Annotated in this window: 14 protein-coding genes; 3 read left to right on the forward strand and 11 right to left on the reverse strand. The window is 45.6% G+C overall.

The annotated features are described in order from the left end of the window. Positions 1 to 26 precede the first annotated feature (26 nt). From RIH33_RS17755 to RIH33_RS17765, 3 genes are all read right to left on the reverse strand, one after another. Positions 27 to 794, reverse strand: a complete 768-nt coding sequence (locus RIH33_RS17755) for a YdcF family protein (RefSeq protein ID WP_406655234.1) — start codon at positions 792 to 794, stop codon at positions 27 to 29. 5 nt (positions 795 to 799) lie between these two features. Then, on the reverse strand, positions 800 to 3,796 hold the full coding sequence (locus RIH33_RS17760) for an ATP-binding cassette domain-containing protein (protein WP_406655235.1): 2,997 nt from the start codon (positions 3,794 to 3,796) through the stop codon (positions 800 to 802). A 92-nt stretch (positions 3,797 to 3,888) separates the two neighbouring features. Then, positions 3,889 to 4,794 (reverse strand): hypothetical protein, encoded by a 906-nt coding sequence (locus tag RIH33_RS17765; RefSeq protein ID WP_406655236.1) that lies wholly within the window; start codon positions 4,792 to 4,794, stop codon positions 3,889 to 3,891. Between the two features lie 111 nt (positions 4,795 to 4,905). Here RIH33_RS17765 and RIH33_RS17770 point away from each other — a divergent pair, with 111 nt between their 5' ends. Beyond that, on the forward strand, positions 4,906 to 5,112 hold the full coding sequence (locus tag RIH33_RS17770; RefSeq protein WP_406655237.1) for a hypothetical protein: 207 nt from the start codon (positions 4,906 to 4,908) through the stop codon (positions 5,110 to 5,112). Here RIH33_RS17770 and RIH33_RS17775 read toward each other — a convergent pair. Further along, positions 5,104 to 6,579, reverse strand: coding sequence for a glutamate synthase subunit beta (locus RIH33_RS17775; protein WP_406655238.1), 1,476 nt, complete (start codon positions 6,577 to 6,579; stop codon positions 5,104 to 5,106). The two genes, RIH33_RS17770 and RIH33_RS17775, sit on opposite strands and share 9 nt — an antisense overlap. After that, positions 6,579 to 11,057, reverse strand: a complete 4,479-nt coding sequence (gene gltB, locus RIH33_RS17780) for a glutamate synthase large subunit (protein ID WP_406655239.1) — start codon at positions 11,055 to 11,057, stop codon at positions 6,579 to 6,581. Before gltB ends, RIH33_RS17775 begins: the two co-directional genes overlap by 1 nt. 359 nt (positions 11,058 to 11,416) lie before the next feature. On the opposite strand from gltB, the gene RIH33_RS17785 reads away from it, so the two are divergent. Further along, positions 11,417 to 12,790: a redoxin domain-containing protein gene (locus RIH33_RS17785; protein WP_406655240.1), complete on the forward strand. Its 1,374-nt coding sequence runs from the start codon at positions 11,417 to 11,419 to the stop codon at positions 12,788 to 12,790. A gap of 134 nt (positions 12,791 to 12,924) precedes the next feature. On the opposite strand, the gene RIH33_RS17790 is transcribed toward RIH33_RS17785, so the two are convergent. From RIH33_RS17790 to RIH33_RS17800, 3 genes are all read right to left on the reverse strand, one after another. Next, positions 12,925 to 13,398, reverse strand: a complete 474-nt coding sequence (locus RIH33_RS17790) for a hypothetical protein (protein WP_406655241.1) — start codon at positions 13,396 to 13,398, stop codon at positions 12,925 to 12,927. A 153-nt stretch (positions 13,399 to 13,551) separates the two neighbouring features. Beyond that, complete coding sequence (locus RIH33_RS17795) at positions 13,552 to 14,109, reverse strand: NADPH-dependent FMN reductase (RefSeq protein WP_406655242.1); 558 nt, start codon at positions 14,107 to 14,109, stop codon at positions 13,552 to 13,554. A gap of 128 nt (positions 14,110 to 14,237) precedes the next feature. Then, positions 14,238 to 14,849, reverse strand: coding sequence for a superoxide dismutase (locus RIH33_RS17800; RefSeq protein WP_406655243.1), 612 nt, complete (start codon positions 14,847 to 14,849; stop codon positions 14,238 to 14,240). 118 nt (positions 14,850 to 14,967) lie between these two features. Here RIH33_RS17800 and RIH33_RS17805 point away from each other — a divergent pair, with 118 nt between their 5' ends. Then, the gene (locus RIH33_RS17805) at positions 14,968 to 15,627 is read left to right on the forward strand and encodes a helix-turn-helix transcriptional regulator (protein WP_406655244.1); all 660 of its coding nucleotides are present in this window, start codon (positions 14,968 to 14,970) and stop codon (positions 15,625 to 15,627) included. A gap of 48 nt (positions 15,628 to 15,675) precedes the next feature. Here RIH33_RS17805 and RIH33_RS17810 read toward each other — a convergent pair whose 3' ends face one another. The 3 genes from RIH33_RS17810 to RIH33_RS17820 all read right to left on the reverse strand — a co-directional run bounded on the left by RIH33_RS17810 (position 15,676) and on the right by RIH33_RS17820 (position 18,027). Then, positions 15,676 to 16,659: an aldo/keto reductase gene (locus RIH33_RS17810; protein ID WP_406655245.1), complete on the reverse strand. Its 984-nt coding sequence runs from the start codon at positions 16,657 to 16,659 to the stop codon at positions 15,676 to 15,678. Between the two features lie 169 nt (positions 16,660 to 16,828). Next, positions 16,829 to 17,206, reverse strand: coding sequence for an Imm63 family immunity protein (locus tag RIH33_RS17815; RefSeq protein WP_406655246.1), 378 nt, complete (start codon positions 17,204 to 17,206; stop codon positions 16,829 to 16,831). Positions 17,207 to 17,280: 74 nt separating this feature from the next. After that, positions 17,281 to 18,027, reverse strand: a complete 747-nt coding sequence (locus tag RIH33_RS17820; RefSeq protein ID WP_406655247.1) for an SDR family oxidoreductase — start codon at positions 18,025 to 18,027, stop codon at positions 17,281 to 17,283. Positions 18,028 to 18,504 lie beyond the last annotated feature (477 nt).

Genomic DNA, 18,504 nt, shown 5'->3' on the forward strand with positions numbered 1-18,504 from the left:
GCTCCGATTTATCGGAGCGGGCTATTTTATATGTATCCCGTAAGGCGATAGGTCAAGAGCCCCACCCATTCCTTAATCAGGATATTCCAGTCTTCTAAGGACGCGTAGGAGGGCAGAATCCAAAACGGATTCCAATCACCCTGCTGACCCCTGAAATCTACCGCAAAAGGAATTACTAAGATTCCCTGCTTTTTGAAGCACCTGAGTGCCCGGGCCATGTGAGAAGCGGACGTGATCAAAAGCACTTTTTGCTCTTTCAGGTCGAGTGAGTCCAGTATTCTCGCGGTTTCTATTGCATTTTCATAAGTGTTTCTGGAGTTGGCTTCCAGAATTATTTCCTGCGAATATGCTCCTGTGAGTGTTTGACTGTAGGTACCAAGGAAGTGAGCCTCGCGGAGTGTCTGATCCATCAGGGAGCCTGATCCCCCTGATAGAATAAGCCTTTGCACAATGCCTTCCTTGTATAGAAGCAGAGCTTCATTGATCCGGTCAGCACTTCCATTGAAATGGTACTGGTCGGTAGGTTCCTTGCCCGTTTCCAGCATGCCACCAAGCACCACAGCCGTTTCCACATAGGGCAGCTGGTCTTTTGGAGTGGCAGCATATTCCCATTGCACCATCGCGTAGTTGCTGAGCATGGGATTCGTAAAGATCAGGAGCAGCAGGCAACTGGCCCAAAGTGCATATTTCTTCAGCTTATCTTTTCGAGAAAACACAGCAAAGATCAGGAGTGTGATGATCCAGCTAAGCGGACTGATCAGAAAGAAAAGTACTTTGGAGGCTATAAAAAACAAGGTTGTTATCTGCTTATGAACGCGATTATTCTCCTGAACCAATCAAAATACAAAGAGATAAACAGGCCTAAACTCATCATCCAAATGATAATGACATTGAAAGTGAGGGTATCTATCCACAATCCACCAAAGTGCTTGGTGGGTTGGTAAAACTGTGCTCTGAAATCGAGGGCATGGTCTGGGAAAGCAGGGTCATTATAAATGGGATATAGCTTTTGAACGTAATGGTTTTTATGCTCCAATATTCGATGCTCAGTGGTGATGTTTTTGACCATCACGCCTATGGCTACATTGGCATTTTCGTTTTTCATTTTTTCAAATAGTGCCTGCTTTTCAGGTGTAGAGTTGAGTGCTGCCAAAAGCTCCTGCTTGCTTGTATTGGCATTTTTGTATTGCAGGTTGTAGTATTTGACCAACTTCTCTACGAAAATCATGGTTTCGTGAAAAAGAGATTCGCTCCACTGATCTACTGTGAGCTGATCCACTTCAGGAAACTTGTCATAGCCTATTTGGGAGAGCTCTTTTTTAAGTTCGTTTTGTATGGTTTTGAGCTGATATGCATATTGCTGTTTGTCGTCATCACCGGCTGCCCCCAGGTTGTGGTGGATTTGCTTGAGATCTTCTTCTATCCTGGGAAATAGATAAGCGGTCTTGAATTCCGATTGTGCCATGACTTTGTCGTCCTCATAGAAATTCTTTTCGTACTCATTCTCTTTAAACTGGTATACGGCCAAGGCCTCAAAGGCCCATCTGGATGCCATGATTTCTCCGATCATGGGTACCTTATCTTCGGTGGTGATCGCAGGATTGAGTTTGTCGAAATTGACCACTACGCCACTCAGAATAAGCTGTGGAATGACCAGCAAAGGGATCAGAATATATACGGTAATGGCTGATTTGAAGGCTGATGAGACATTGAGTCCCATGACATTGGCAAAGCAGGAGATGGAAAAGAGTACCAGCCAAAAGGGGAAAAACATCCCCTGTATTCCTAAAATCAAGTTACCAATAAGGGTATAAGTCATTGTCTGAAAGGCGGAAATACCAAACAGAATGATGAGTTTAGAAACGAGATAGCTGGACCTGCTAAGGTTGAGGAAGGCTTCACGTTTCAGGATTTTCCGGTCTTTGATGATTTCTTCGGCACTGACCGTGAGTCCCATAAAAAGTGAGACTATCACGCTCATGAAGAAGAACACGGGAATGTTCAGGTTTTCTTTGAACTGATAATAGGAAGTGTCTTCGGGGAGATATCTCACAATAAAAGCAAGCAATAGGGCCAGTACGGGCGCTTCCAAAAGGTTGATGGCCAGGTACTGAGTGTTACTTAGCTTGGATTTAAAATCCCTGATGGAGAAAATTCTCAGTTGCTTGAATTTGTTAGGGATATCCAATGTTTTGTGTGGGATCACAGGGGTTTCCTCTACCGGCGGGATCTTAATTCGCTCTTTGAAGTGTTGATACCACTGGTAGGGAGTTACTTTTCTTTCTTTGGTGAAATTCCCAAACTCATTAACTACCTTGGTTTCAATAATGTTGAAGATTTGCTCAGGGTTGGCGGCCTTTGATTGATCCACCATTTTCACTATGTCCTTGAAATAGGCTATGCCATCAATGGGATTGCCATAGTAGACCTGGTATCCTCCAACATCCAACACAATCAGTTTGTCAAACATTTTGAAAATGTCCTCTGAAGGCTGGTGAATCACCACAAAGATCATTTTTCCTTTCAGGGAAAGCTCTTTCAGCAAATCCATGATGTTCTCAGAGTCCCGGGAGGATAGCCCACTGGTGGGTTCATCTACAAAGAGCACAGAAGGCTCTCTAAGTAGCTCCAGGCCTATGTTCAGGCGCTTTCGCTGCCCTCCGGAAATGGTTTTGTCCAGCGGAGAGCCCACCCTGAGCTTACGTGTTTCGTACAGTCCCAGCGACTCAAGGGTTTTGTTGACTAAATGCTGTAACTCTTCTTCGGTGAGTTTTTTGAAACAAAGTTTGGCTGCATAATAGAGGTTGTCAAAGACCGACAGTTCCTCAATCAAAAGATCGTCCTGTGGCACGTATCCGATCACGCCCTCTATCTTGCGCTTGTTTTTGTGAATGTCTACGCCATTAATCCTTACTGTTCCTTCAGCAGGATGTTCATTGCCATTGAGGACATTCAGCAGGGTAGACTTCCCTGCACCACTTCCTCCCATGAGGGCTATCAGTTTACCTGATTCTTCTTCAATATTTATATTGCGAAGACCCACTTTCCCATTTTTAAACTTAAAAGTGACTTCCCTTGCCGCAAAGGTGAGGTGATGGTCTGTGGCGATAGATCTGAAACTATTGACTACTTCGCTATGGTATACTGGTTCGGCGTTTTCAAATTTGATCGAACTCCCAGTAGCAAAATTATATATGTGGTTGATGCGCATGGGGCCTTCATTTAGGACCACAGGGCGCTCGCCGATGTACTTGGCCAGATAAATATCGATCTCTGGCACACTCAAAATCAGAATAAACCCATCCAGGCCAGGTCGAACCAGGCGCTTACATTTGTCAGGTATTTCATTGGTTCCATCATCTATGATCAATACATGTCTGGAACTGATCTTGCTTCGCTCCTGAAAAATCACAAAAGCTTTGATGAGATCGGTGATAGGTTTTGCAATATTAATGCTCTCAGAGATCAGGTACAGAAGCTCTCTTTCTCTGTTGGAAACTTTACCATCTGCCGCGATCAGAATAATTAAATCAAGGACGATGATGATCTTCTGCTGAGCCGTTTGTTCTTTATTGATTTTGGCACAGATCTCCGCTATTTGAGCTTCCTCACTGCCTGAGTAATGCTGCTTTTTGGTTAATTCATCAAAGAAGAGTAAGTATTTTTTCGCACGTTCAGCCGTTAGTTTACTTGTCAGGAAGTTTTCAACGGAGGCTTTCTCAGCTGAGGTTACATCATCTTCTTTAGCTACAATAGCAAGGAGTTGGAGTATGGCATTGAGAATCTCTTCACTCATAGGGCGTGTGATTTGAAGGAATGCCTAAAAATACAAAAAGCATTGGGATCCCAATGCTTTTTCTTCAGGTTAGGTAATGTTTTTAGCTATTTTTAGAAAGCGACAATCTCTCTTCTTACTCTTTTCACTTCGGTAGTAATATCAATCAACATATCTTGAGTGAGAACGAAATTACCTTCATTTGAAGCGATTTTGGCCTGAATGTCCGCCAAATCACCGTCATACAGGATACGTAGAATACTCAGTTCGGTGATCATTTTGGCAATGGCATCATTCTGAGGCAGGTCCTTGAGCATGGCGATCACGTCCAACAATGGTTTCTTCTGATCCAGCACTACTTTTACCAAAGGCTCGAGGATAAGATTTCTGTTGGTCTCATCGAGTACATCCGTAGGGTAGGTCTCAATCACTTTCACTGCAAGATAAAGACCTTCCAAAAAGCTACCAGTGAGGATGAGCGCGGCTACAGAGACTCTGTCAGAACTTTCAAGTCTGGTTTCTGCCTCTACAATCGCACGGGTTAAAATTTTATTAAGAGAATCGGGATTATTAAGATTACCCTGAAATTCTTCCATGGTTTTCACATCAAATACTGAGGCGACCCCTAAGGTTTCTGCCAGCTTCTGACAAGCTTCCATGTATTGTCTGGACTCTGACACCTTCTCGTAAGAGAGCAGGTACCCCATGTCGGTTGCGTACACACCCAAATTCAGACTGGCCTCATCTTCGTTCGTTTCATATTTGGAAAGGTTTTCCAGTCCATTGATAAGCGAACCATTAAAGTCTGAACCCGTGGCCTGTAGCATGTAAGGAACTTCAGTCGGGGAGGGTAGGTCATGAATGACCTTATCCAGGTCGGTGGATATTTTCTTCTCTGCTTCCTCAAAAGCGGCCTCCTTGGCAGATTTTTCGTTGGAACTGCCACCACAGCCTACCAGGGCCATAGTTAAAGCAAATCCGAAGAGTAAAGTGAAAGCGTATCGAATCGAAATTTTCATTTTTATGTCGGTTAGGTTATCAACATCCAATTTTAATGCTTTTTTGGCTTGGATTGAAATTTAGTGTAGATAATTTCGCCGAAGGATTTCACATCACCCTGGGATTACAATATGAAGGGACTAAGCTATAGTAGTTTAAGGGCAGGAAAGAAGTACTGGCTGGTGAATTACGGAGACAGGTATGAATTTGAAATCCTGGAGGTTTTATCCCCTCAGGATTTCAAACTTAAAGATGTCAACACCCTGGAATTATACCTGATGTCGGAGCTGACCAGGTATGGAATGGGTGACGACTTTGAGATCAGAGACCTAGGCTAGCTGATAGAATGATTTTGATTTTGAGGGCAGTTTAGATGCACCTTCCAGAAATTCATCCACCGCCCGGGCAGCTTCTCTGCCTTCAGAGATGGCCCAAACAACGAGAGACTGACCTCTGCGCATATCTCCAGCTGTAAATACACCGCTCTTACTGGTGGCATAGTTCTCAGCCTTTACATTTCCTCTTTCGTCTAGCTCAAGTCCCAATTGCTCGATCATGCCCTCTTTCTGTGGGTGAACAAAGCCTGCAGCCAGAAGCGCCAGCTCACAGGGAATGACCCTGTCGGTACCCGGAACTTCTTCCATTCCATTCTTACCCCAATTGATGTCTACCAGTCTCAGGCCGGTAAGTTCTCCTTTGTCATTCCCAATAAATTCCTTGGTGAGAATGGCCCATGCCCGCTCACACCCTTCGTCATGGGAAGATGAAGTCTTCAGGGTCATTGGCCATTCAGGCCACGGGTTGAGCTGAGTTCTTGATTCCGGTGGCTTGGACAATAGTTCTATCTGAGTCACAGATTTGGCCTTGTGTCGGTTAGAGGTACCTACACAGTCAGAGCCGGTGTCACCGCCACCAATAACGATAACATTCTTGCCTGTAGCGAAAATGTCTGCTTTAGTATCCACTCCCTGATGGTTGACCAGGACATTATCCCGCTTGGAAACCCGCTTATTTTGCTGGCTCAGGAAATCCATTGCAAAGTGAATGCCTTTCAGGCCGCGACCTGGGAGAGGTAAATCCCTGGGAACTGTAGAGCCTCCGCAAAGCACGATGGCATTGAATTTTTCTTCCAGTTCGTTCACCGGAATATTGACTCCAATATTGGCATTGGTTTTAAAAGTAATTCCTTCTTCTTCCATTACTTTCAACCGTCTGTCGATGGTCCATTTTTCCAGCTTGAAATCAGGAATGCCATATCGCAGGAGCCCTCCGATCTGATCTGCTCTTTCGAATACTGTCACATTGTGACCTGCCTGATTAAGCTGAGTGGCGGCCGCCAGTCCTGCTGGTCCGGAGCCTATTACCGCCACAGATTTCCCTGTTCTTGTTTTGGGAGGGTTGGCTTTTACCAGTCCTCTTTCAAAGGCCTCTTCCGCTATGGATTTCTCAATCAGCTCAATAGCCACAGGATCCTTGTTAATCCCCAAAACGCAGGAACCCTCGCATGGAGCAGGACAGATGCGTCCGGTGAATTCGGGAAAGTTATTTGTGGAAGAAAGAATCTTAAAGGCTGTTTCCCAATCTTTATTGAAAACAGCATCATTGAAGTCAGGGATATGATTGCCAAGGGGACAGCCATTGTGACAAAACGGAATCCCACAGTCCATACATCTGGCGGCCTGTTTATTGGTTTTTTCCTCTGCGAATGGTACGTAGATTTCTTCGTAATCTGCGACTCTGGCCTTAGGATCCCTTACTTCAGGAAGTTCTCTATTGTATTTTAAAAATCCGTCTACTGCTCCCATTATGCTACTTTTTCTTGTATTTTATTCTCTTCTAAAACTCTTTTCAAATCGTGTGGCATCACTTTCACGAAGTATTGCTGCATGTGATCCCAGTCGTCGAGGATATTCGCAGCATGCTGGCTGCCTGTGTTGGCGACATGTGCGGCTATTTCCTCTTTGAGGTAGTTGATATCATTACTGCCGGGCTGTTCCAGGCCTACCATTTCCATGTTGACCTTATCACGGAAAGATTCGTCAGTGTCCAAAACGTAGGCAATACCTCCGCTCATTCCGGCAGCAAAATTTTTACCCGTTTCCCCAAGGATAATCACTTTTCCTCCAGTCATGTACTCACAGCCATGGTCACCTACACCTTCCACTACAGCCTCTACTCCGGAGTTTCTTACACAAAAGCGCTCCCCGGCGTTGCCGTGGATGTAGGCTTTTCCTGAAGTGGCTCCATAGAATGCCACATTACCTATGATAATGTTCTTTTCTGGTTTGAATGTGGCTTTTTGGGGTACTTTCACGACGATTTTTCCACCTGAAAGTCCTTTTCCCAGGTAGTCATTAGACTCACCTTCCAGGCAAAACTCAATACCCGGAGCAAGGAATGCTCCGAAGCTTTGCCCCGCAGAGCCTGTGAATCCTATCTTAATAGGGCTCATTTTTAATCCGGCACTGCCATAGGCTTTGGACACCTCATGCGAAAGCATGGCCCCTACTGATCGATCGATGTTGATGATTTTGTAGGTTTTGTTGTTCTCGCCTTTGTTCAGGTAATCACGAATGAGTTTTCTGTCCAGTACTTTCTCCAGTCCGTGATCCTGGTCTATTTGGTGATGCTTGCCAAAGGAGGCAGGTACACTTTCCTGATGCAGGATAGGGGAGAAGTCTATGTTCTTCAATTTCCAATGGTCAAGATCGCTACGAACTTTGAGCACGTTGGATTGGCCAACCATTTCATTGATGGTACGGAATCCGAGCTCAGCCATCACTTCCCTGAGTTGTTCTGTGATGAACGTAAAGAAGTTTACCACATGATCCGGGTTACCGGTGAAAAGCTTTCGCAATTCAGGTTTCTGTGTAGCGATACCTACCGGACAGGTGTTGAGGTGGCATTTTCTCATCATGATACAACCCTCAACAATCAGTGCTGTGGTGCTGAATCCAAATTCTTCAGCTCCCAATAATGCAGCAATGGCTACATCTCGTCCGGTCATGAGCTTCCCATCTGTTTGCAAGACTACCCGACTTCTGAGGTTATTTCTCAGTAGTGTCTGATGTGCCTCTGCCAGGCCAATCTCCCAGGGGAGTCCGGCGTGTCGGATGGAGCTGAGTGGCGATGCACCTGTGCCACCATCAGCACCTGAGATCAAAATAACGTCCGCTTTGGCCTTGGCCACACCGGAGGCAATGGTTCCTACACCCGCTTCTGAGACCAGCTTCACATTGATTCGTGCGTGTCTGTTGGCATTTTTAAGGTCATAGATGAGCTGCTTCAGGTCTTCTATGGAGTAGATGTCGTGGTGCGGGGGAGGAGAGATAAGCCCTACGCCCGGTGTGGAGTGCCTTACTTTGGCAATCCATTCGTCCACTTTATGCCCTGGCAGCTGGCCGCCTTCACCCGGCTTGGCCCCCTGAGCGATTTTTATTTGAAGTTCAGTTGCTTCTTTGAGGTAGTTGCTGGTCACACCAAACCTACCGGAAGCTACCTGCTTGATCGAAGATCTCTCCCAATCACCGTTAGGTTTTTTTGCAAACCTAATTTCATCTTCTCCACCTTCTCCACTGTTACTTTTGCCACCAATTCTATTCATGGCAATGGCCAATGTGGAGTGGGCTTCGTGAGATATGGACCCGAAAGACATGGCGCCCGTCGCAAACCTCTTCATGATGCTACTGGCAGGTTCTACCTCCTCCAGAGGTACTGATGTTCGTTTTTTGAAATCAAACAAACTTCTCAGGGTGATGGTACTGTCCTGGTAGCTATGTACACTTTCCGCGTACTTCTTGAATAATTGATAATCACCAAGAGAGGTTGATTTCTGTAGTAAATGGATGGTTTCAGGGTTCAGCAGGTGAGCTTCACCATTTCTTTTCCATTGGAAAAATCCACCCACTTCCAGTAATTTATTATCTGTATCAAACCCAGAGGCGTGCTTGATCAGACATTCTTTTTCCAGGTCCTCAAAGGTGAGGCCATCTAATCTGCTGACAGTGCCTTTGAAGCATTTGTTGACGACTTCTGATCCCAATCCTACGCACTCAAAAATCTGCGCAGACTGATACGACTGGAGTGTGGAGATACCCATTTTAGAAAGGATCTTCAACAGGCCACTGCCTATGCCATGGGCAAAATTTTCGTAATAGGTATTCAGTGAGGTTCCCTGGTCCAGTTTACCATCTGCATAAAGGTCTGCTATGCAGTCATAGGCTTTGAACGGATACACAGCACTCACACCATAGCCTACTGCTGTGGCAAAATGATGGGTTTCCCAGATGTCACCAGACTCTGCGATTAGCCCCGTCTTTGTACGAATGTTTTCTTTCACCAGGTGCTGATGTACCGCTCCTATGGTCAGCAGCGAAGGAATGGGTACCCTGGTTTCGCTGATATTGCGATTGGAGAGTACAAGAATTTTCTTACCCTTTTCCACTTCAGCTTGCGCTTCTGCACAAACCCGATCCAGGGCGCCTTTGAGGTTGATCTCCGAAGGATCGTAGGTACCATCTATACTGCCATAGTCAAACCCGATTTCTTTTTGGCTGATCAGCTTTTGGAAGTCAGCTCTTGAAAGTACCGGTTGAGAAATGTGAATTTGCTTGGTATGCAAAGCGGACTCATCCAATATGTTCAGAGATTCACCTACCCGGGTATAAAGAGACATAACCAGTCTTTCTCTGATGGGATCGATTGGCGGGTTACTTACCTGAGCAAAGAACTGCTTGAAGTAATTGGAGATGTGCTGACTTTGTCTGGACAATACTGCCAAAGGCGCATCTGCTCCCATGGAACCCAGAGGTTCTTTCCCCAGCTCGGCCAGCGGACCGACAGTCAATTTTACATCTTCCTGAGTATAGCCGTAGGCTTTTAACTGCTTTCTGAGCAGCTCTTTTTCGATTTTCTCTTCTTTGATCTCAGGATCCGGCAGGAGTCTGAGCTTGACTCTTTCCTTCTTGATCCAATCAAAATAGGGCTTGTCTTTAACTACCTCGTTTTTGATTTCCTCATCATAGAAGAGTTTCTTGTTGGGAAGATCCAGCCAAAGCATTTTTCCTGGTTGCAAACGACCATTTTCCAATACATTTTCAGGCTTCACAGGAATGGCTCCTGTTTCTGAAGCCATAATGAGGCGATTGTCCTTGGTGACGCAGTAGCGCACGGGACGCAAGCCATTTCTATCCAGAGTAGCACCCAGTTGCTTTCCATTGGTGAAAAACAAGGCCGCAGGTCCATCCCAAGGCTCCATGATGGCTGCATGATACTTATAGAAGGCCTTTTTCATCACCTCCATTTGCGAGTTGTCCTGCCAGGCTTCGGGTACCAGCATCATCATGACATGTGGCAGGCTACGCCCCCCGAGCACAAGCAGTTCTATGAGTGCATCGAGATTCGCCGAATCTGAATTGGCAGGATCAGTGACAGGTAGCAGCCATTGCAGTTCCTTTTCGGTGAAAAGAGGCGAAGACATATTCGCTTCTTTTGATTTCATTTTATTCACATTGCCACGGATGGTGTTGATTTCACCATTATGCGCCAGGTACCTGAATGGCTGGGCAAGTTTCCAGTTGGGAAAGGTGTTGGTGGAAAAACGTGAATGCACGATGGCAAAAACACTTTTGAACTCCTTATTGGTCAGGTCATGGTAGTAGTCTTCCAGCTGGTCTGTCTTGAGCTGGCCTTTGTATATCACCGTATGAGCAGATAAGCTACATACATAGAAGTCACCATTCTGGCCTTCCACCTGGTTTTTGATCTCGTGGGTGGCGTAGTTGCTCAGTACAAAAAGTTTTCTTTCGAGCTCTTCTTCAGTGAGTTTCTCGTTGATCCCAATAAAAATTTGCTCTACATATGGTTCGGCTGCTTTGGATTCATGGCCGGGTACCTGAGAGTCCACGGGCACCAGTCTGTATCCTATGAGGTTGAGTCCAAGATCCTTAAGGCATTTATTGAATACCTGGCGACATTTTTCTCTTACCTGATAGTTTTTAGGGAAGAAGATCATGCCCACACCATAGGATCCTTTAGCCGGCAAGGTGATTCCGAAATTCTCAAGTTCCTTTTTGAAAAAGGTATGTGGAATCTGTGCTAAAATACCAGCTCCATCTCCTGTATTTTCATCACTACCGGTCGCACCCCTGTGCTCCATGTTCTTTAGCATGGTCAGCGCATCCTTCACATTTTTGTGTGATTCTTTGTTGTTGATGTCTGCCACACACCCCACACCACAAGAATCATGCTCCAACTCTTTGGTATACAGTCCTTTATTTACCATTTATAGAAATATGTTATTGTTAAACCAACCTTAAAAATACTGAATAAGTATCTTCAAATAAAATGAAAAACTAGAAAACACTTATTTCACCAAACATTATTTCAATATTAACAATTTATCCTATTAACCATTGAATAAATGCAAATAGCTAAAAAAATAGGCCATATAAATTGATGATTTTTCAAAGTAATTAAAATTCTATTGAAAAATCCACATTTAGGGGTATAAAATCAGAGCGTTTTCGCCTTTTTTGGCGTTCAAACTGACCGAAACAATTTCTAATTTTATAGCGAATATTGTGGTCATCTACTATCGAAAAAAACAGCTGTCTTTATTATTTCAAAATCAACATGTTTGACATGAGAAACATCGTCCTGATGATCCTTTGGATTGCTCCATATTTCAGTCAGAGCCAGTCCGCGGAGATCAATTTTAAAATAAAGGATTTCAAAGACTCAATTGCCTATATAGGTTATCACTTTGGTCATCAGAAATACCTGATGGATACCTTGCCAGTTATTGATGATCGGTTTTCGATGAAGGTGGATCAACCTAAACAGGGAATATACTTTATATATACACCGAGCTATTATTTTGAGTTCGTGATGGATGGAAGGTCTTTTGGGTTGGAAACCAGTGTATCCGGCGGCTATGACCAGCTGAAAGTGAGTGGTTCCAAAGAAAATGACCTTTTCAGGAGTTTTCAGGTGGAGATAGGGGGGCTACAGAAGAAGCAAAGGTCTATGATGGAGGGTCTCAGGGAAGCCAAAGGCGAAGATTCTGTACAGATTATGAAGGCCATTCGTGAAGTGAATGTGCAAATGGAGGATGTGAGAAAAAAGCTGATTAGTGAGAACAGCCAGTCGTTTGTCGCTGCTTTCCTGCGGTTGATGCGGGATCCCGAGGTACCACCTTTAGACAGTATTCAGGATGAGTCGCAAAGGAAGATGCAGCGTTACGCCTATTATAAGGACCATTTTTTTGAGGATGGTCAGCTGGAGGATGGCCGTCTGCTCCGAACGCCACTCCTTTACCCCAAGGTGACTAAATATTTTGATGAAGTGGTGATTCAGCAGCCGGATAGCCTCATCAATGCCCTGGATTGGTTTTTTGATCAGATCCGTGAGGACGAGGAGTCCTTCAGGTATTGGCTGGTGACGCTATTTAAGAAATATGCAGAGTCAAAAGTGATGGGGATGGATGCGGTGATGGTTCACATGATCGAAAGCTTTTACCTGAGTGGACAGGCCACGTGGATTTCGGAGGAGTATGAGAAAACCCTCAGGGAGGAGGTAGCCTATGTGAAGCCTAACCTGATCGGCAAGGTGGCACCACCGATCAACGCAGTGGATACACTGATGCAGGCCTTCTCTTTTTCAGACATTCAGACGAGGTACACGCTGCTATTTATCTATGATCCCGACTGTGGTCATTGCAAGAAATCAGTTAAAAAACTGGAGGAAGAGGATAGCAGAATGGCTGAGCTGGATATCACTGTGGTGGCACTTTGTACGACAACTGATGTGAGCCGTTGGAAGAAATTTGTAGATAGTCACAACCCAATGTGGGTTCACCTGATAGACCCCACAGGAAAGAGTTATTTCAGGGTTTCCTATGATGTGAGGAGTACACCCAGGATTTACTTACTGGATGCCAATAAAAGAATTCTGGCCAAGCGATTGGAAATAGATCAGTTTCTTGATGTGGTAGAGCGTGCACATGGGGGTCTTTGATCTGGTCTTTGCATTTTGATTGATCCCTTATTGGCATAAGTGGATGTTCAAAACCAAAATTTCTATTTTCTCAAGGCATAAAAAAAGCTGTCCATGATAGACAGCTTTTTATCGTTTTGATTTTCTAACTCTAATTAAGAACCGGCACTAAATACCAGTACGTACTGACCAATGCCACCAACTCTTGCACCTGCTTCTGTCACATTAATGTTAAGAGAAACAGAGGTTCTTGCTGCGTTTACCACAAAGCTGGTAACTGAAGCAGATAGCTCAGCCGAAGCTGAATTAACAAGGATGTTTGAGATGTCACCAGCTTCGCTCACAGAAAAAGTTCCGCCTGTGATGTAGCTGCTGATGTCACCACCTAATGTAAACGCCAGACCATCAGCTGTTTCAGTAAACTTCACAGTGAAGGTTCCAATGTCGAAAGTTCCATTGACTCCTGATACGTCAGTTACCGAAGCATCTGCTGTCCAGGTAGTGGATACAAGCGCTTCTGTCAATACTTCCTTCTCAGTCTTGTCGCCACCATCATCACCTCCACAGCTCATAAAAATGGACATGGACGCAACAGCGATCAATAGCAGGGATTGTTTTACTTTTTTCATTTCTTTGAAAAGATTAGTTAAAGAATTAAAGTGGCTTGTCGCGTTAAAGATAAGTGTTGAGAAGGATATTTTTCACACACTCGTGAAAAAACTACCATTCTACCCCTAAAAATCACCCTATTGAGGTATTAAAAAGTGCTCTGAGGGCTGGTGCTAAATGGGGAAGTTGCTCAACTGACGATCACTGAGCAGGGCAGACATTAACTGAATTTTCTCAAGATAGTCTGAGCTAATTTCCTGGTCATTATTTGCAAAAAGGTTGCCACGAACGATGGGAATGCTGTAAGGAAGCACCCACGCGCGCAATGCTTTTGCTACGGCATCCATCGCGTTAATACCCTGCATGGCCTGGGCGCCATCTGCCCAGCAGACCAGCCCGATTATCTTATTGGTCAGGTAAGGAACCTCTTCCCGGGCACTGATTTCTAACCAGTCCAGGCAGTTTTTCATCGCACCGGTCATGCTGCCATGGTACAGCGGTGTGAGCCATATGTGCATATCTGCATTTCTGAAAGTACTGACCATGTCGATAACCGCCGGTGGGGTTTCCTGAAAGCTAAAGTCAAAGAGAGGTATACCCGCCTCGGATAGGTGAAAGGTGGTGACGCTAACCCCACGCTGTTCCAGATGCTCTGTAAAGCTCCGGGCAATGCGGGTAGGAGTGGTATTGGATTGGCTTTCTAATGAACCGTTGAAAATGAGGATGTTCATTCTTATGCTTCTTTTTGGTCTCTTGGACAGTTTGGTTTTTTTATAAAAACGACAAAGGTACAGAATGGGAGGCGGATTTATCCAGCTTGCCCATCATGTACCTTCATGCAGTGATCTATTGATTAGGTCTATCCGACCACTTTTGCATAATTGGCTTCCACAGCTTTCCAGTCCAGTACATTCCAGAATGCACTGATGTAGTCTGGTCGCTTGTTTTGGTACTTCAGGTAATAGGCGTGCTCCCAAACATCCAATCCAAGAATTGGGGTGCCATTCTCAGGGTTCGCATCCATCAAAGGGCTGTCCTGATTGGGAGTAGAGGTAATGGCCACATCACCATCGGCAGTGACATAGAGCCATGCCCAACCAGAGCCAAATCGTGTAGCAGCGGCCTGTTCAAACTGTGTTTTGAAGTCCTCGAGACTTCCCCATTTCTTATCAATGGCCGCTTTGAGTGCTCCTTCTGGGGCTTTGGCAGGACTAGGTGAAAGGATGGTCCAGAAAAGCGAGTGGTTGTAATGACCACCACCATTGTTACGAACCCCAGCACCAAACTTGCTGATGTTTTTGATAATTTCCTCCAGGGATTTCCCTTCAGCCTCGGTGCCTTTGATAGCATCATTCAGCTTATTCACATAAGCCTGATGGTGCTTGGTGTGGTGAATCTCCATGGTAGCTGTATCGATGTGGGCATCCAGTGCATTGTATGCATAGGGCAATGCGGGTAGTTCGAAAGACATAATTTCTGTTTTTATGATTGTAAAATGATTCTAATGAAAGTTTTGTGACACTTTCTGACTGATCATTTGGTGTCACGTAGCAAAAGTATTTTATTTGCATAATAAAACAAGCAAAAACTTGGAAAAATATTCTACGCATGGTTTCGTCTCAATGAATCAGACACAGAAGCGAATGCTGATGTATTTGAAGATGCATGGCGCACAGTCTGCGTCTGCCTTGGCTGGTAAAATCGGACTGACCAATGAGGGAGCCAGACAGCACCTCATGCGAATGGCAGAAGAGGGATGGATATCGCCTGAAAGTCAATCCAAAGGAGTGGGCAGGCCAGTGATTTTGTATCAAATCACAGAATCTGGGAATGGCCTGTTTCCTGACACTCATGCTGAGCTCACTGTGCAGTTGCTCACTTCAGTGCAGGCATTGTTTGGACAGGCAGGTTTGGACAGGTTGATCCAGACAAGGGAGCAGGAAACTTTGCAGCAGTATCAATCCGGTATGGAGGGGATGGATCGGTTGGAGGATCGCCTGGACTATCTGGTGGGTATTCGCTCACAGGAGGGGTATATGGCTGAGTGGTATCAGGATGGTGATCTTTATTTTCTGGTAGAGAATCATTGCCCCATCTGTGCGGCAGCTATGCAATGTCAGGGACTATGTCGTGCTGAACTTCAAAATTTCAGACAAACGCTTGGTGACAGGGTGAGGGTGGAGCGGGTAGATCATATCGTACAGGGGGCGAGACGTTGTGCCTATCAGATCACACCATTGAATGACTAAAAAATCCGAGCGAGCCATCAGTCGATGGCTCGCTCGGATTTGCTGATTTTAGATTTCGTAAAGAGCTGTATTGATGAAAGCGATTTCATCAGAAGAAAGGCTGAGAGCGGCTGCACCTGCATTTTGCACAGACTGAGTAGCGTCCCTGGCTCCTGCCAGCGCAATGGTAACTCCCGGGCGTTCGATGGTCCACTTAAGTACCAACTGCGCAAGTGTGGCACCTTTCTCAGCGGCCAGTGGCTTGATTTTCTCCAGGAATGCATTGGTTTTTATAATGCTCTCTTCTGTGAAGAACCTATTGGTGGCGCGGTGATCACCCTCCTGAAACTTCTGACCTGGTTTTATTTTTCCCGTAAGCAGCCCTCGCTCCAGAGGACTGTAGGCCAGCACGGATTTGTTATGGCCTATGCAATAGGGGATGGTTTCATCTTCTACCTTTCTGTTAACCATGCTGAAGGGAATCTGATTGGAGACCAGTTTTACGGCCTTTTCTGCTTCCGCCATTTGATCGGCGGTGTAGTTGCATACTCCGGCATATCTTACTTTGCCCTGAGCTATCAGTTTAGCCACTGCTTCAAAGGTTTCCTGAATAGGGGTGGTGGAATCATTCCAATGGATCTGGTATAAATCGATGTAGTCTGTTTTTAATCGCTTCAGACTTTCTTCGCATTCCCTGATCACACTTTCTTTTCCGGCATATTTATAAATGTCAATGTCTTTGCCGCTGTTGTCTTTGCTGGCAAAAAAGAAGTCTCCTTTTGTGGTATCCCATCGCATTCCAAATTTGGTAAGGATCTGCACTTTATCCCTGGGCAGGTCTTTGATGGCTTCCCCTACAATTTCTTCACTGGTGCCCTGTCCGTAAATGGGGGCAGTGTCTATGGAGGTGACCCCCTGATCATATGCGGATCGTATGGCGTCTATGGCCTGGCCACGCTCTGTCTTGCCCCACATCCATCCACCGGCGGCCCAGGCACCAAAGGTGATTACCGATACGTTCAGGTCACTGTCTCCTAGCTTTCTGTATTGCATTCTGTTGAGTATTAAGAGTTATTAAAAATCGGATTTAAACTTATCTAGTTTGAACCAGCCCGTCATTCAAAGGTTTAAATATTCGTTGATTTGGATGCTGGTATTGATATCAAAGGGATGTAGTAATGTTACTCTAAGCCAAGTGCCGATCGGGCTAAAGGAACGACGGTCAGTAGGGAGCCTGGTTGTGTTCGTCTTCCACGCGCTTACCCCATTCAGGATTGATTTTGCTCATCAATTCAATTTTTTTGCTCAAAAAGTGCTTGTGAAAATCCTCACCAGTTGGATCCATTTCCATGGCATGGGCTGAGGCCATGGCTGGCACAACATTCTGGAAGGTATGGTGCATCAATTCAGCCAGGTCTGTGAAGGTATAGCAGAAGATCTGGATGCCACGCTCGTAGGCTTCATACGAGAGCATACCATCTTCAGCGAGATTGATGTTGGGGCGACCGCCACCTTGTAGTCGGCAAACAGTTGGGAGCTGATCAGATTTGGCGCCTATTAGTTGGGCCATACGTCTCATCTCATTCTGAACTTCTTCCATCGTCATAACTCCTAGGTATCGTTTGCTGAAATTTATTCATTTTGAATGTTTTCTTCCGAGATAATTATAACTAACTACCTTCCCCCGGTGACATCAATAAATGATCCCGTTGAAAAAGAGGCCTCATCAGATAACAACCAAAGGATGGCGTTGGCTACTTCTTCAGGTTGTCCACCCCGCTGCATGGGGAGGGTTGCTTTTATTCGATCCACTCTGTTGGGTTCACCACCCGCGGCGTGAATGTCTGTGTAGATAAACCCGGGCCTGACGCCATTCACCCTGATTCCCTCACCTGCCAGCTCTTTGGCCAGCCCGATGGTAAAGGTATCAATGGCACCTTTGGACATGGCATAATCCACGTACTCATTGGGTGAGCCCGTTCGGGATGCGATGGAGGAGACGTTCACAATGGCCCCGCCATCGCCACCATGGCGTGTGGACATTCGCCGGATGGCCTCCCGCGCACACAAAAAGCTGCTAACGACGTTCGCGTTTAATACCCGGTGCAGGCGCTCCAACTCCAGCTGGTCCACTCTTGACTGAGTTTCTAAAATGCCGGCATTGTTGACCAGTGCATGGATGGCGCCAAAGTCCTGATCGATTTTTTGAAACAGGTTGAGCACCTCAGGTTCTTTGGAAACATCCGCCTGATAGGCGATGGCATGCCCTCCGTCAGTCTTTATTTGGCTGACTACTTTGGACGCCGCTTCACTGTTGCTGAGGTAGTTTACACAAACGTTGTATCCTCGTTTTCCTGCGAGGAGCGCTGTAGCCGCACCGATTCCGCGACTTGCTCCTGTGATTAGTAGGGTTTTCTTCATGATGGACTGACTCGGAGGTGTTTAGCTCCCGGTTTAGTGGCTTCAAATTAATGTATCGGGTGGGTACAATCCAAGGTAAGTCGGGAAGAGGAATGATTTTATGAATATAAAAACCGTCAACTTATTTCAGGATGAGACAGTCTTTGAAAATGGTAGTGGCCAATCACACTGCTTTGCCTTACCCTTCGACGGAGCTCAGGCTGACAAAGCCAAAGCTCGTTCGCTTCCTGACTTGTTACCCTTAAGCAGGCGATCGCAAACTCCCGGGTCGATTGTCATTCTCAGCTGGCGGTTGCAAAACCACCGTGTCGATTGTCATCCTGAGCAGGCGGTCGTAGACTGCCGTGTCGAAGGATAGACAAGAAGGAAGATCGAAATCCAACAAATTAAAGCCTAATTAGAACCCCATAGATTCCGGTATTTGTCCATCGCTGCGCTCGTCCAAAACCGGAATGACGAGCCGGGAAAAGGAGGTCA

The sequence above is a fragment of the Marinoscillum sp. genome (assembly GCF_040222955.1).
Lineage (GTDB): Bacteria > Bacteroidota > Bacteroidia > Cytophagales > Cyclobacteriaceae > Marinoscillum.